This is a genomic window from Streptomyces sp. NPDC086080 (assembly GCF_044540255.1).
Classification (GTDB): domain Bacteria; phylum Actinomycetota; class Actinomycetes; order Streptomycetales; family Streptomycetaceae; genus Streptomyces.
Map to the genome: position 1 here is coordinate 149209 of NZ_JBITRU010000002.1, position 12836 is coordinate 162044.

Sequence of the window (12836 nt, forward strand, 5' to 3'; positions counted from 1 at the left end):
GTGGACCTTCAGAAGCACGCCCAGCAGCCCGACACGGCACCGCGGAAGGCCGAGCTGCGCGCCTCCGACGCCGACCGGGACCGTATCGCCGACATCCTGCGCGAGGCCCTCGCCGAGGGCCGACTGACCGCCGACGAGCACGCGGAGCGTGTCGAGGGCGTGCTGGCCGCCAAGACGGTGGGGGAGCTGGACGTGTTCGTCCGGGACCTGCCGATAGCCCACCAGCGGCGCCCGGCCTCCGCGCCCAGCCGCCCCACCGCCGGCGCGATCCCGGTGGACGCGGACGACAACGTGGTCGCGGTGTTCAGCGCCGCCGCCCGCAAGGGCCGCTGGCGGACCGGCCGCCGCATCCACGCGTACGCGGTCTTCGGCAGCGTCGAGATCGACCTCAGCGAGGCGCTGTTCGACCACCAGCAGGTCATGATCAAGGCGTACGCGGTCTTCGGCAGCGTCGAGATCAGGGTCCCGGAGAACGTGTCGCTGCGCGGCACGGGCGGTGGCGTGCTCGGCTCCTTCGAGGTGGACACGCTGGACTCGGCCGACGAGGAGGCCCCGGTGGTCTTCGTCGACGGCTGGTCGGTGCTGGGCAGCGTCGAGGCGCGGGCCAGACGCGGCAAACTCGTCGCGGACATCCTCGACCGGGTGCAGCGCAAGGTCGACAAGAGCCTGCGCAGGCATCTCGGCCACTGACGACGGCGCAGGCGGAGGCCCGGTCGGGAACTCAGTGCATAGGCGCGCGCACATCGGGTAAGCCTTGCTGCATCGTGTCTCGCTCGCGAAGCCGTCGTCAGGAGTAGACCGTGCTGCAACCGCCGCATTCGTCCCTGCAGGTAGCCGCTGTTCCGGCACAGCGAGCGGCAGCGCGGGACAGGGACCAGGACGCGCCCTGGCACACCGAGGCGGTGTGCCGGCGTGACGAGGCGGGGCTGTTCTTCGCACCGTCGAAGGAGCCCACCGCCGCCCGGCTGTCGCGCGAGGCGGCCGCGAAGCGGGTCTGCGCCCGCTGTCCGGTGATGGTCGAGTGCCGTGAGCACGCCCTGCTCCAGCCCGAGCCCTACGGCGTCTGGGGCGGCCTCACCGCCGCCGAGCGCCGTGTGGTCCTGGCCCGCCGCAGGCGCCGCGACATGGAACTGGCGAACACCGCCCGCCAGGGCCGCATAGCCGCAGCGGGCTGACACCCACCCACAAAAGCAGGGCACCCCCTCCGCACAGGGGACGCCTTCCTGCCCGCAGAGCCCCTTCACCGCGCCGGCCCTTTCACCGCGCCGGCCCCTTCACAGCACGGGCCCCTTTGCCGCGCCAGCCCTTTCGCGACGCCGTCCCGTTGGCGGCGCCGGCCAGTGCAGCGCCCCCAGGGGCGCGGGGAACTGCGTGACCAGCCCCCACGCACCCGCAGCCACCGTGCCCCCGCGCCGCAGGCCCCCGTACCCGCCCACGGGAAGGGGGCGCCCCGTCCACACAGGGGGCGCCTTTGTGTCCACCGGGTTCCTTCACGGCGCCGGGTCCTCAGCAGCGCCGTCCCCTTGGCGGCGCCGGCCAGTGCAGCGCCCCCAGGGGCGCGGGGAACTGCGCGACCAGCCCCCACGCACCCGCACCCGCCCAAGCGCCGCAGGCCTCCGCATCGGCTTACCGCGCGGCCAAGCGCCGTCTCACTTGGCCCGGTCGAAGTCGACCGCGCTGTAGGCCCGCAGCTTGCTGAGCCGGTGCTCGGAGTCGATCCTGCGCACCGTCCCGGACTTCGACCGCATCACGATCGAATCGGTCGTGGCCGTCTCCGACCGGTACCGGACACCACGCAGCAGCTCACCATCGGTGATGCCCGTCGCCACGAAGAACACGTTGTCCCCGGTGACCAGGTCCTCCGTGGTCAGCACCCGGTCCAGGTCGTGCCCCGCGTCGATCGCCCGCTGCCGCTCCTCCTCGTCCGTCGGCCACAGCTTGCCCTGGATCGTGCCGCCCAGGCACTTCACCGCGCAGGCCGAGATGATGCCCTCGGGGGTGCCGCCGACTCCGAGCAGCAGGTCGATGCCGGTGCCCTCGCGCAGCGCGAGGATCGAGCCGGCCACGTCGCCGTCGGAGATCAGCTTGATGCGGGCGCCGGTCTCCCGGATCTCCTGGATCATGCCCTCGTGCCGCGGCCGGTCGAGGATCACCACGGTGACGTCCTCGGGGGTGACCCGCTTCGCCTTGGCGACCCGGCGGATGTTCACGTTCACCGGCGCGTTGATGTCGACGAAGTCGGCGGCCTCCGGGCCGGTGACCAGCTTGTCCATGTAGAACACGGCCGAGGGGTCGAACATCGAGCCGCGCTCCGCGGCGGCCAGCACGGCGATGGCGTTCGTCATGCCCTTGGCGGTCAGCGTCGTGCCGTCGATCGGGTCGACGGCGATGTCGCACTCGGGGCCGGTCCCGTCGCCCACGCGCTCCCCGTTGTAGAGCATCGGGGCTTCGTCCTTCTCGCCCTCGCCGATGACGACGACGCCGTTCATCGAGACGGTGGAGACGAGGGTGCGCATGGCGCGTACCGCGGCACCGTCGGCGCCGTTCTTGTCGCCGCGCCCCACCCAGCGGCCCGCGGCCATCGCCGCTGCCTCGGTGACCCGGACGAGCTCCAGTGCGAGGTTGCGGTCGGGGGCCTCGGAGGGGACATCGAGCTCGGACGGCAAATGATGGTGTTCGGTCATCGGTGCGCACCTTTCTGTACGACGACGGCCGGATTGAGGGTATGGGCGTGACTCTATCGTCAGACAGACAGAATGAGCAGGGGCCCCCACGGATGAGCGCTCCGGGTACCTGCGACGATGGGGGGCGTGGCAGGAACGAACAGCATGCAGAAGACGGCCCGGGACATGATTCTTTCCCTGGTCGTCATCGTGTTCGTCGCGGGAGTGGTCTGGCTGTTCATCCCGCACGAGGACGGCGATTACGAGAGCAAGCGGGTCGACTACCGGGTCGACCTGCTCACGGCCCGCCGGGCGGCCTCCTACCCCCTGGCCGCCCCCGAGGGTCTGCCGGAGGAGTGGAAGCCCACCTCCGTCCGCTATCAGAGTGCCGAGGCCGACGCCTGGCACCTCGGTTTCCACGCCCCCGACGGGGAGTACGTGGCGGTCGAGCAGTCCGCGGGTAAGCGGTCGGCGTTCATCGAGGACAAGACGCAGGGCGCCACGAAGACCGACACCACGCAGCGGATCGACGGCGCGACGTGGACGCGCTACGAGGGCGACCACTACGACGCGCTGGTCCTGGAGGGCACCGAAGGTTCCACCACCCTGGTGACGGGCACGGGGTCGTTCGGGCAGCTGACGGAGATGGCTCAGGCGCTGCGCACCGAGTGAGCGCGGAGCTCCGGCGGACGTGGAGACGTGAAGGGGCGGGGCTTCAGGGGATCGGCTGATCCCCTGAAGCCCCGCCCCTTGGCCGGTGTGCGGCGTGCCACGGTGCGCGCCGTTCCCCGCACGTGACGTCGGACAGCGGCGTCGGACAGCGGCGTCAGACCGTGGTGACGACCTGCTCGAACTCCAGACGCGGACCGCGCGCGAACCAGGCGTCGGGGCCGGGTCGGCCGATGTTGACGACCATCAGCGGGGTGTGGTCGCCGTCCAGGAACTCCTTGCGGACGCCCTCGAAGTCGAGGCCGGTCATCGGTCCGGCGGCCAGTCCGGCGGCGCGGACGCCGATGATGAAGTAAGCGGCCTGGAGGGCGGCGTTCAGCGCGGCGGAGGACTCCCGTACCGGGCGCTCGGCGAAGACGGCGTCCTTGGCCTGCGGGAAGTGCGGGAAGAGGTGCGGCAGCTCCTCGTGGAACTCGTTGTCCGCGGAGAGGATCGCGACCAGCGGGGCCGCCGCCGTCTTCGGCCGGTTGCCCTCGGACATGTGCCGGACGAGACGCTCGCGGGCCTCGGGGGAGCGGACCAGCGTGACGCGCAGGGGCGACTGGTTCATGGAGGTGGGGCCGTACTTGACCAGGTCGTAGATCGCCCGTACCTGCTCGTCGGTCACCGGCTCGTCGGTGAACGCGTTGGCGGTGCGCGCCTCGCGGAAGAGCAGGTCCTGGGCGGCGGAGTCGAGAACGAGAGACATGCGGGAACCTTTTTGAGGGGGTACGTCGGTCCAGGTGTCCGTGTAGAGACCATGGATCTGTTGACGGCGACGGTACGCCCGTGAGGTTCAATATTCAACTAAACCCGGAGTGCAGTGATCCACTTCACGGATCGGGCCCGGGCCGGGCCTCGACGTCAGTCCTCCCCTTCGCCCTCGCCCTTCGTCCCGGCCTCCTCCGCGAGCGCCGCGTCCAGCCGGGCCCGCGCCCCCTCCAGTCGGCGGCGGCACACCTTGGCCAGCTCCTCGCCCCGCTCCCAGAGGGCCAGGGACTCCTCCAGCGACGTACCGCCCGCCTCCAGTCGCCGTACGACCTCGATCAGCTCGTCCCGTGCCTGCTCGTAGCCGAGCGCCTCGGCCGCCGCCGCCTTCTGTTCGGTCTCCGTCTTGCTGGTCATTTGCCCCACCCTACGCATCGACTGTGACGGTGAACTCGCCCTCGGACACCCGCGCCCGCAACGCCTCACCGGCCTCCACCTCGCCCGGAGCGCGCACCGCGTGCCCGTCCGCCCGCTGGAGCACCGCGTACCCCCGCTTCAGCGTCGCGGCGGGGGACAGCGCCACCACGCGCGCGTGCGTGTGCGTCAGCTCCGAGTCCGCCCGGTCCAGCTGGTGCCGCAGCGAGCGCCGCCCCCGCTCCAGCAGCGCCGTGACCTCCTCGGCCCGGGCGTCGATCATCCGGTGCGGATCCTGGAGCGAGGGCCGGGCCAGCGCATGGGCCAGCCCGCGCTCCTCCCGGTCCAGCAGCGCCCGCACACAGCGGCGCGCGCGGTCGCTCAGCATCCGTACCCGCTCGTACTCCTCACCCACGTCCGGCACCACCTTCTTGGCGGCGTCGGTGGGAGTGGAGGCGCGCAGGTCGGCGACGAGGTCGAGCAGCGGACTGTCCGGCTCGTGCCCGATCGCCGAGACGACCGGCGTACGGCACGCCGCCACCGCCCGCACCAACTGCTCGTCGGAGAACGGCAACAGGTCCTCCACACTGCCGCCACCCCGCGCGACGATGATCACGTCCACGCCGTCGGCCGCGTCCAGCTCCTTCACGGCCTGGACGACCTGCGGCACCGCGTGCACCCCCTGCACGGGCACATTGCGCACCTCGAACCGCACGGCCGGCCAGCGGTGCCGCGCGTTCTCCAGCACATCCCGCTCGGCCGCCGAAGCCCGCCCGCACACCAGCCCGATCAGCTGCGGCAGGAACGGCAGCCGTTGCTTGCGCTCCGGCGCGAAGAGTCCCTCCCGCGCGAGGGTCCTCTTCAGCTGCTCCAGCCGCGCCAGCAGCTCCCCGACCCCCACCGGCCGGATCTCGGCGGCGCGCAGCGACAGCTGCCCGCGCGGCGCGTACCACTCCGGCTTGCAGTGCACCACCACCCGCGCGCCCTCGCTCACGACGTCCGCGACCGCGTCGAACACCTGCCGGTAGCAGGTCACCCCCACGGAGATGTCGTGCGACGGATCGCGCAGCGTCAGGAACACCACCCCCGCTCCCGGCCGCCGCGACAGCTGGGTGATCTGCCCCTCGACCCACACCGCGCCGAGCCGGTCGATCCACCCCCCGATGAGCCGCGACACCTCCCCGACCGGGATGGGAGCTTCCGCAGACGTGTTGACAGCCATGCCGTGAGAGTAGTGCGCCCCACTGACAACGCACCGTGACCGGACCTCCCGGACAGGGCCCTTACGATGGGACGCATGACCGCTTCGTCTGGCCGCCGTGTCCTGCTCGCCGCCCCCCGTGGCTACTGCGCGGGTGTGGACCGCGCCGTGATCGCCGTCGAGAAGGCCCTGGAGCAGTACGGGGCCCCCGTCTACGTCCGGCACGAGATCGTGCACAACAAATACGTCGTGCAGACCCTGGAGAAGAAGGGCGCGATCTTCGTCGAACGGACGGAGGAGGTCCCCCCGGGCAACATCGTGATGTTCTCCGCGCACGGCGTCGCCCCCGTCGTCCACGAGGAGGCCGAGCGCGGCCGGCTCGCCACCATTGACGCCACGTGCCCGCTGGTCACCAAGGTTCACAAGGAAGCCGTCCGCTTCGCGAACGACGACTACGACATCCTCCTGATCGGTCACGAGGGCCACGAGGAGGTCATCGGGACCTCCGGCGAGGCCCCCGACCACATCCAGCTCGTCGACGGGCCGGGTGATGTGGCGAAGGTCGAGGTCCGCGATCCGTCCAAGGTGGTCTGGCTCTCCCAGACCACCCTCTCGGTCGACGAGACCATGGAGACCGTCGACGCCCTCAAGGAGAAGTTCCCCCAGCTGATCTCCCCGCCCAGCGACGACATCTGCTACGCCACGCAGAACCGTCAGCTCGCGGTCAAGCAGATGGGCGCCGAGGCGGACCTGGTGATCGTGGTCGGCTCGCGCAACTCCTCCAACTCCAAGCGCCTCGTGGAGGTCGCCAAGCTGGCCGGTGCCCGCGCGGCGTATCTGGTGGACTTCGCCGACGAGATCGACGAGGCCTGGCTGGAGGGCGTGTCCACGGTCGGTGTCACCTCGGGCGCCTCGGTGCCGGAGATCCTGGTCGAGCAGGTCCTCGAGTGGCTGTCGGGCCGCGGCTTCGAGGACGTCGAGATCGTCAAGGCGGCCGAGGAGTCGATCATCTTCTCCCTGCCGAAGGAGCTCCGCCGCGATCTGCGCGACGAGGCCGCCGCTCTGGCGGCGGAGCGCGGCGGCACGGGGGCCGGTGCGGATTCCGTGAAGTGACGGTGGTGCGACGGTGGCGGTCACGGAGGGCGACCGGCGTGACTGTCCGTCGTACGTCGTAACGTAGGGGCATGCAGATCTTCGGCGTGGACATCGGTGGTTCCGGGATCAAGGGTGCCCCGGTGGACCTGGACAAGGGGGGCCTGGCGCAGGAGCGCTGCAAGGTCCTCACCCCGCAGCCGGCCACGCCGGACGCGGTGGCCGACGGCGTGAAGCAGGTCGTCGACCACTTCGGCTGGACCGGCCCGGTCGGCATCACCTTCCCCGGAGTGGTCACCGGCGGCACCACGATCCGCTCGGCCGCCAACGTCGACAAGAGCTGGGTCGACACCGACGCGCGCGTGCTGCTCGGCGACCGCCTGGGCGGCCTGCCGGTGACGGTGGTGAACGACGCGGACGCGGCGGGCGTCGCCGAGATGCACTTCGGCGCCGGACGTCACCGCACCGGCACGGTCATCCTGCTGACCTTCGGCACCGGTATCGGCAGCGCCGTGTTCGTGGACGGCGTGCTCGTCCCCAACAGCGAGCTCGGCCATCTGGAGCTGCACGGCCACGACGCGGAGAAGCGGGCCTCCAGCAAGGCCAGGGAGGACCACGACCTGTCGTGGGAGCAGTGGGCGCAGCGGGTGCAGAAGTACCTGGCCCACGTGGAGATGCTGTTCTCGCCCGAGCTGTTCATCATCGGCGGCGGCGTCAGCCGCAAGTCGGACAAGTTCCTGCACCACATCCAGGGCATCAAGGCGGAGATCGTCCCGGCCCAGCTGCAGAACAATGCGGGCATCGTGGGAGCGGCGATGCGGGCGGCGACGGGCGTGTAGCCGGGCGCCGGGGCGACGGGCCGGTCCGACGACGGACGGGTTGGTCCGACGACGGGCGGCGGGCCGGCCCCGGGACGGGCGGGGTCCGCCCGCACGAGGCGCCGACCGCCCCAGGGGTCACTGTGCCTGGCGCACCGGGCGCACCGGGCGCGCCTGACGGGGCTCACGCACCCTGCGCGCCTTGCGCGCGCTGCGCACCCGGCGCACCCTGCGCGAGAGCACGATCACACCCGCGACCAGCGTCCCGCCGTAGAGCCACCCCGCCTGGGTGGCGAGGCCGGTCACCATGCCCATCAGCCGGTCGCCGGTGCCCCCGCCGCCGCCGTCGGCGACCGGGACCAGCCCCAGGGCGAAGGCGATCGGCAGGACCACGGGCGCGATGAGCAGATCCCCCTCGCGCACCCACAGCGCGGTCAGCACGCACACCGGCAGGAACAGCACGCCGTACACCGTCTGGGAGGCCCCGAACAGTGCCTCGGTCAGCAGCCCGAGCGCGAGCATCAGCAGCCCGCAGAACAGACCGCCGCCCAGTCCGGTGAGCCGCGGGCCGGGCAGCCGCCGGGCCGCGGGCGCGGCAGCGGGCCGCCGTTGCGGCGCCCGCGCGGGGCCGGCCGCCCGTGCGGACCGTGCGACCCCGCCGCCCGCCGTCCGCCCCGCCTGCGAAGGCACCGGCGGCTTGCCCGACCGGGACGGTCCGGCCGGCCTGGGCGGGCCGTGCGCCGGGTCGCGTCGCGGTCCGTGCTGCGTGGGTCGCGTCCTGTGTTGCTCCACTGGACCAACTTAGGTCGTTTTATGTGCCGAATGGTTCGGTAGACACGCCGGGAGCCGGAGCTTGGCCAGGTGTTCGACACCTCGGCGGGACGGGGGCGGGCACGCCGTAGACTTGTGGATCGGCCCACTGCCCCGCAGGGCCGGCCCTCGCCCCTCATCCTCACGTACGGGAAGTCGCAACGTGTCGCTCACGATCGGAATCGTCGGTCTGCCGAATGTCGGCAAGTCGACCCTGTTCAACGCCCTGACCAAGAACGACGTGCTCGCGGCCAATTACCCGTTCGCCACGATCGAGCCGAACGTCGGTGTGGTCGGCGTCCCCGACCCCCGCCTCACCCAGCTGGCGGAGATCTTCGGCTCCCAGCGCATCCTCCCGGCCACCGTCGACTTCGTCGACATCGCGGGCATCGTCCGGGGCGCCTCGGAGGGCGAGGGCCTGGGCAACAAGTTCCTGGCGAACATCCGCGAGTCCGACGCGATCTGCCAGGTCATCCGCGCCTTCAAGGACGAGAACGTCGTGCACGTCGACGGCAAGGTCTCGCCGAAGGACGACATCGAGACGATCAACACCGAGCTGATCCTCGCCGACCTCCAGACCATCGAGAAGGTCCTGCCCCGCCTCCAGAAGGAGTCGCGGATCAAGAAGGACATCGCCCCCAAGGTCAAGGCCGTCGAGGAGGCCAAGGAGATCCTGGAGAAGGGCGACACCCTCTTCGCGGAGGGCATCGTCCAGGGCACCGAGCGCGCGGAACTCCTCCACGACCTGCACCTCCTCACCACGAAGCCCTTCCTCTACGTCTTCAACGTGGACGAGGAAGAGCTGACCGACGAGGACTTCAAGAACGAGCAGCGCGCCCTGGTCGCCCCCGCCGAGGCGATCTTCCTCAACGCCAAGCTGGAGGCGGACCTCGCCGAGCTGGACGAGGACGAGGCCCTTGAACTCCTCCAGTCCGTCGGCCAGGAGGAGCCCGGCCTCGCCACCCTCGCCCACGTCGGCTTCCGCACCCTCGGCCTGCAGACCTACCTGACGGCCGGCCCCAAGGAAGCCCGCGCCTGGACCATCAAGAAGGGCGCCACCGCCCCCGAGGCCGCCGGTGTCATCCACACCGACTTCCAGAAGGGCTTCATCAAGGCCGAGGTCATCTCCTTCGCCGACCTCGTCGAAACCGGCTCGGTCCCCGAGGCCCGCGCCAAGGGCAAGGCCCGCATGGAGGGCAAGGACTACGTCATGCAGGACGGCGACGTGGTGGAGTTCCGCTTCAACGTCTGACGTCATGTCACTTCCTGTGCCCGACTCGCCTGTTGGTGGGTCGGGCACAGGTGTCTGTCCGCAGTGGGTCCTCGATCAAATGGGTCTCAGACCTTGACGACCTCCACGGAGAGGCCGCACAGGAGTGTCAGGTCCTCGGGGTCGGAGGTGAGGACGGTGACCGGCTGGGGTGCGTTGCGGGCGATGGCGGCGAGAGCGGCATCGATGGCGTACGTGTGGCCGTGAAGGTGATGGGTGCGAAGGAGGACGGCAGCCTGGTCGGTGATCTCCTTGGTGACGTGGTGAACGTCGACGCGGGAGAGGACCCACTTGATGCGGGCCTGATGGATGCGCTCGTAGTCGGCCTCAAGCGTGGTCATGGCGCTGGTGGCGACGCGGACGCCCTCCTCCGACGCCGCCTGGACCATGGCCACGACGGTGCGGTCCTTGCGGTAGAGCTTCGAGAGTCCTTCGCTGTCGAGCAGGAGGGTGCCGGGCATCAGACGGCCGCCCCGCCGGCCTGCCGGTGGTCGTGGCGCAGCAGCGCCCGGGCGGCCTCGACCTCCTCGCGGGTGAGAGCTTCGTTGTCGGTCTCGAAGTTGGCGACGATCTCCCGCAGCTTGTCCATGGCGACCCGCTGTTCGAGAGCCTCGGCGACGTAGGCGGAGAAACCGCCGGGCCCGACATGGGCGCGTACGGCCTCGGCGAGATCCTCGGGCAGGCTGATCGAATACTTCCTGCTACCGCTCATGGTGCCGATCCTGCCGGCGGTCGTAAGCCTGGAAGGGTGAAGGACTGCCCCGGGCTCCGTAGATCCGCACGGAGTGGCGAACGCCGGTCGAGGCCCGGTGCGGGCGGTGGGAAGATGCCGGGCAGGGGCGGAGAAGGGCGGGGAGCGTGGGGCGTGGTGAGCGGGACACGGTCGCGAGGGGAGCGCGACTGTGTGAGGCGGCGCAGGCCGTGGTCGGTGACCACGGAAGGGCGGTGGAGGCGGTACGGGCGGCGCTGAAGCCGATCCACGATGCGGCGGTGAAGCGGGAGCTCGACGCCATTCCCGTCGCCCGGCTGCAGGACGTCACCGAAGGGCGGCTGCGGCTGGGGAGCGTCGAGAAGAGCGGACTGCGCACCCTGGGCAGTGTTCTCGAAGCGGGCCCCTACCGGCTGCGGCAGATTCCCGGTGTCGGGCAGCGCACCGTCGACCAGATGCTCGCCGCCGCCCGCCGGCTCTCCGAGGCCGTGCACGAGACCGTGGCCGTCCACATCGACGTGGACCGGCCGGAACCGAGCACCACCGCGCTCGTCATGGCCCTGCACGTCCTGGTGGAGGCCGGCCCGGACGCTCGGCGTGCGGTCGACAAGGCGACCGTCCTGGTGGAACGGCTCGGTCCGTTGCTGGCCGACGCGAGGCCCGCCGCCGGAAGGGTCCGGATGCTGCTGGCCGGCCGGGAGAAGAAGGCCCGTGCGTGGGCGGCGGTCGCCGAGATCCGGTCGCTGGTGGACGAGGCGGAGCAGGCCGGGCTGTCGGAGCTGCTCGCCCAGGCGTCGGTGGACCTGCTCCGGGGGGTCTCGTCCGACGTCGCGGCCTGGGTGGACTTCGAACTCCGCTCCGCCGAGTACTACAGCCTGCTCGCGGAGATCTCCGGGCGGCTGCCGGACGCGGCTGCCGCAGAGGGCTTTCTGCCGGACGGGATTGCGGAGCGGGTACGGACCCAGCATCTCGACGACACGCACCGACGGGTCTCACTGCGCGGCTACCAGGCGTTCGGCGCACGGTTCGCGCTTGCGCAGCGCAAGGTGATACTCGGCGACGAGATGGGCCTCGGGAAGACCATCCAGGCGATCGCCGTCCTCGCCCACCTGGCCGCCGAGGGGCGGAGTCACCACATGGTCGTCTGTCCGGCGAGCGTCCTCGTGAACTGGACACGGGAGATCGAGGCCCGCAGCGCCCTGCGCGTCATGGTGCTCCACGGTCCCGACCGGCATGACGCGTTCGCCGACTGGAAGGGGCGGGGCGGCGTCGGGGTGACCACGTTCGACGCACTGCGCGGCTTTCCGGCACCGGGCGGCGGGGAGGTCGGGTTGCTGGTGGTCGATGAGGCGCACTCCGTGAAGAACCCGAAGGCCAAGCGGTCCCAAGCGGTCGGCCTGTGGGTGGAGCGTTGCGAGCGCACCCTTTTCATGACCGGAACCCCGATGGAGAACAGGGTCGTGGAGTTCCGCAACTTGGTCCGGATGCTCGACGGCGACGTCGCGGACTCCCTCGGTGAACGGGACGCATTGGCCGGATCGGTCGCCTTCCGCAAGGCTGTGGCCCCGGTCTACCTGCGGCGCAACCAGGAGGACGTGCTGACGGAACTCCCGAGCCTCCAGCAGACCGACGAGTGGGAGGAGCTGAGCGCTTCGGACGAGGAGGCGTACCGCGAAGCCGTGCGCGCGGGCAACTTCATGGCCATGCGCAGGGCCGCGTACATGCGCCCCGAGAAGTCGGCCAAGCTGGAGCGGCTCCGGGAGATCGTTCAGGAGGCCGGCGAGAACGGGCAGAAGACGGTGGTCTTCTCCACCTTCAAGGACGTACTGGCCGTGGTGAAGGAGGCCCTCGCGGCCGGAACCGGCAGGGCCACTCCGGTGTTCGGTCCGCTGACCGGTGGCGTCCCGGCCCAGCGTCGCCAGGAGACCGTCGACGACTTCGCCGGTGTCCAGGGCCCGGCGGTGCTCCTGGGGCAGATCCAGGCCGCGGGCGTCGGCCTCAATATGCAGGCTGCCTCCGTCGTGGTCATCTGCGAACCCCAGATCAAGCCGACCATCGAGCATCAGGCGGTGGCCCGGGCTCACCGTATGGGCCAGGTCAGGCCGGTTCGCGTGCACCGTCTCCTCGCCACGGGAGGTGTGGACGAACGCATGGTGAAGATGCTGGAAACCAAGACGCGCCTGTTCGATGCCTATGCCCGACGCAGCGCCATGGCGGAAGCCACCCCGGACGCGGTCGACGTGTCGGACACCGAGCTGGCACGCCGGATCGTCGAGGAGGAACAGGCGCGTTTGGGGATGACGGGCGAGAGGCTCAGCCAGTCGTCGGGACGACCGTGAGTGGCCGTCGGGAGCCACGCCAAGTGCTGAGGTGGCAAGGGCCGGCCCCAGGCCTGCCGGGGGTCGGCCCTTGCTGTTTTCCGTGCTGGGCAGCGCTGGGATCT

14 protein-coding genes are annotated in these 12836 nt (G+C 70.9%); 7 read left to right on the forward strand and 7 right to left on the reverse strand.

Going from position 1 to position 12836, the window contains the following annotated elements; all coding sequences use genetic code 11:
• Positions 1 to 690, forward strand: a complete 690-nt coding sequence (locus ACIF9R_RS02760) for a DUF1707 domain-containing protein (RefSeq protein ID WP_399973341.1) — start codon at positions 1 to 3, stop codon at positions 688 to 690.
• Between the two features lie 110 nt (positions 691 to 800).
• Entirely contained in the window at positions 801 to 1175 is a 375-nt protein-coding gene (locus ACIF9R_RS02765; RefSeq protein ID WP_399973343.1) for a WhiB family transcriptional regulator, read from the forward strand.
• Positions 1176 to 1649: 474 nt separating this feature from the next.
• Here ACIF9R_RS02765 and glpX read toward each other — a convergent pair whose 3' ends face one another.
• A complete protein-coding gene (gene glpX / locus ACIF9R_RS02770; protein WP_399973345.1) occupies positions 1650 to 2684 on the reverse strand; it encodes a class II fructose-bisphosphatase in 1035 nt (344 codons plus the stop codon).
• 126 nt (positions 2685 to 2810) lie between these two features.
• Between glpX and ACIF9R_RS02775 the strand changes: the two genes are divergently transcribed.
• Positions 2811 to 3335 carry a DUF4245 domain-containing protein gene (locus tag ACIF9R_RS02775; RefSeq protein WP_399973347.1) on the forward strand — a complete coding sequence of 175 codons (525 nt, stop codon included), beginning with the start codon at positions 2811 to 2813 and terminating at the stop codon, positions 3333 to 3335.
• A gap of 154 nt (positions 3336 to 3489) precedes the next feature.
• Here the strand turns inward: ACIF9R_RS02775 and ACIF9R_RS02780 are convergent, their stop codons facing one another.
• From ACIF9R_RS02780 to xseA, 3 genes are all read right to left on the reverse strand, one after another.
• Positions 3490 to 4080: a malonic semialdehyde reductase gene (locus ACIF9R_RS02780; RefSeq protein WP_399973350.1), complete on the reverse strand. Its 591-nt coding sequence runs from the start codon at positions 4078 to 4080 to the stop codon at positions 3490 to 3492.
• Between the two features lie 155 nt (positions 4081 to 4235).
• Positions 4236 to 4496: an exodeoxyribonuclease VII small subunit gene (locus tag ACIF9R_RS02785; protein ID WP_399973353.1), complete on the reverse strand. Its 261-nt coding sequence runs from the start codon at positions 4494 to 4496 to the stop codon at positions 4236 to 4238.
• A 10-nt stretch (positions 4497 to 4506) separates the two neighbouring features.
• On the reverse strand, positions 4507 to 5715 hold the full coding sequence (gene xseA / locus ACIF9R_RS02790; protein WP_399973355.1) for an exodeoxyribonuclease VII large subunit: 1209 nt from the start codon (positions 5713 to 5715) through the stop codon (positions 4507 to 4509).
• 66 nt (positions 5716 to 5781) lie between these two features.
• Between xseA and ACIF9R_RS02795 the strand changes: the two genes are divergently transcribed.
• Both ACIF9R_RS02795 and ppgK read left to right on the forward strand, forming a co-directional pair.
• Positions 5782 to 6807: a 4-hydroxy-3-methylbut-2-enyl diphosphate reductase gene (locus ACIF9R_RS02795; protein WP_399973357.1), complete on the forward strand. Its 1026-nt coding sequence runs from the start codon at positions 5782 to 5784 to the stop codon at positions 6805 to 6807.
• 71 nt (positions 6808 to 6878) lie between these two features.
• Positions 6879 to 7625 carry a polyphosphate--glucose phosphotransferase gene (gene ppgK / locus ACIF9R_RS02800; RefSeq protein WP_399973360.1) on the forward strand — a complete coding sequence of 249 codons (747 nt, stop codon included), beginning with the start codon at positions 6879 to 6881 and terminating at the stop codon, positions 7623 to 7625.
• A 117-nt stretch (positions 7626 to 7742) separates the two neighbouring features.
• On the opposite strand, the gene ACIF9R_RS02805 is transcribed toward ppgK, so the two are convergent.
• On the reverse strand, positions 7743 to 8396 hold the full coding sequence (locus ACIF9R_RS02805) for a DUF6542 domain-containing protein (protein ID WP_399973363.1): 654 nt from the start codon (positions 8394 to 8396) through the stop codon (positions 7743 to 7745).
• Positions 8397 to 8577: 181 nt separating this feature from the next.
• On the opposite strand from ACIF9R_RS02805, the gene ychF reads away from it, so the two are divergent.
• The gene (gene ychF, locus ACIF9R_RS02810; RefSeq protein WP_399973366.1) at positions 8578 to 9666 is read left to right on the forward strand and encodes a redox-regulated ATPase YchF; all 1089 of its coding nucleotides are present in this window, start codon (positions 8578 to 8580) and stop codon (positions 9664 to 9666) included.
• An 86-nt stretch (positions 9667 to 9752) separates the two neighbouring features.
• Here the strand turns inward: ychF and ACIF9R_RS02815 are convergent, their stop codons facing one another.
• Together ACIF9R_RS02815 and ACIF9R_RS02820 are read right to left on the reverse strand one after the other, a co-directional pair.
• A complete protein-coding gene (locus ACIF9R_RS02815) occupies positions 9753 to 10145 on the reverse strand; it encodes a DNA-binding protein (protein WP_399973369.1) in 393 nt (130 codons plus the stop codon).
• Positions 10145 to 10396, reverse strand: a complete 252-nt coding sequence (locus ACIF9R_RS02820) for a hypothetical protein (RefSeq protein ID WP_399973372.1) — start codon at positions 10394 to 10396, stop codon at positions 10145 to 10147. The genes ACIF9R_RS02815 and ACIF9R_RS02820 overlap by 1 nt, the downstream gene beginning before the upstream one ends.
• 146 nt (positions 10397 to 10542) lie before the next feature.
• Between ACIF9R_RS02820 and ACIF9R_RS02825 the strand changes: the two genes are divergently transcribed.
• Entirely contained in the window at positions 10543 to 12732 is a 2190-nt protein-coding gene (locus tag ACIF9R_RS02825) for a DEAD/DEAH box helicase (protein WP_399973375.1), read from the forward strand.
• Positions 12733 to 12836: the final 104 nt, after the last annotated feature.

Bases quoted from the DNA above. Each gene is read 5' to 3' on its own strand.
- ACIF9R_RS02820 (WP_399973372.1), bottom strand. From the start codon at position 10,396: ATGAGCGGTAGCAGGAAGTATTCGATCAGCCTGCCCGAGGATCTCGCC.
- glpX (WP_399973345.1), bottom strand. From the start codon at position 2,684: ATGACCGAACACCATCATTTGCCGTCCGAGCTCGATGTCCCCTCCGAG.
- ACIF9R_RS02780 (WP_399973350.1), bottom strand. From the start codon at position 4,080: ATGTCTCTCGTTCTCGACTCCGCCGCCCAGGACCTGCTCTTCCGCGAG.
- ACIF9R_RS02815 (WP_399973369.1), bottom strand. From the start codon at position 10,145: ATGCCCGGCACCCTCCTGCTCGACAGCGAAGGACTCTCGAAGCTCTAC.
- ppgK (WP_399973360.1), top strand. From the start codon at position 6,879: ATGCAGATCTTCGGCGTGGACATCGGTGGTTCCGGGATCAAGGGTGCC.
- ACIF9R_RS02795 (WP_399973357.1), top strand. From the start codon at position 5,782: ATGGGACGCATGACCGCTTCGTCTGGCCGCCGTGTCCTGCTCGCCGCC.
- ACIF9R_RS02785 (WP_399973353.1), bottom strand. From the start codon at position 4,496: ATGACCAGCAAGACGGAGACCGAACAGAAGGCGGCGGCGGCCGAGGCG.
- xseA (WP_399973355.1), bottom strand. From the start codon at position 5,715: ATGGCTGTCAACACGTCTGCGGAAGCTCCCATCCCGGTCGGGGAGGTG.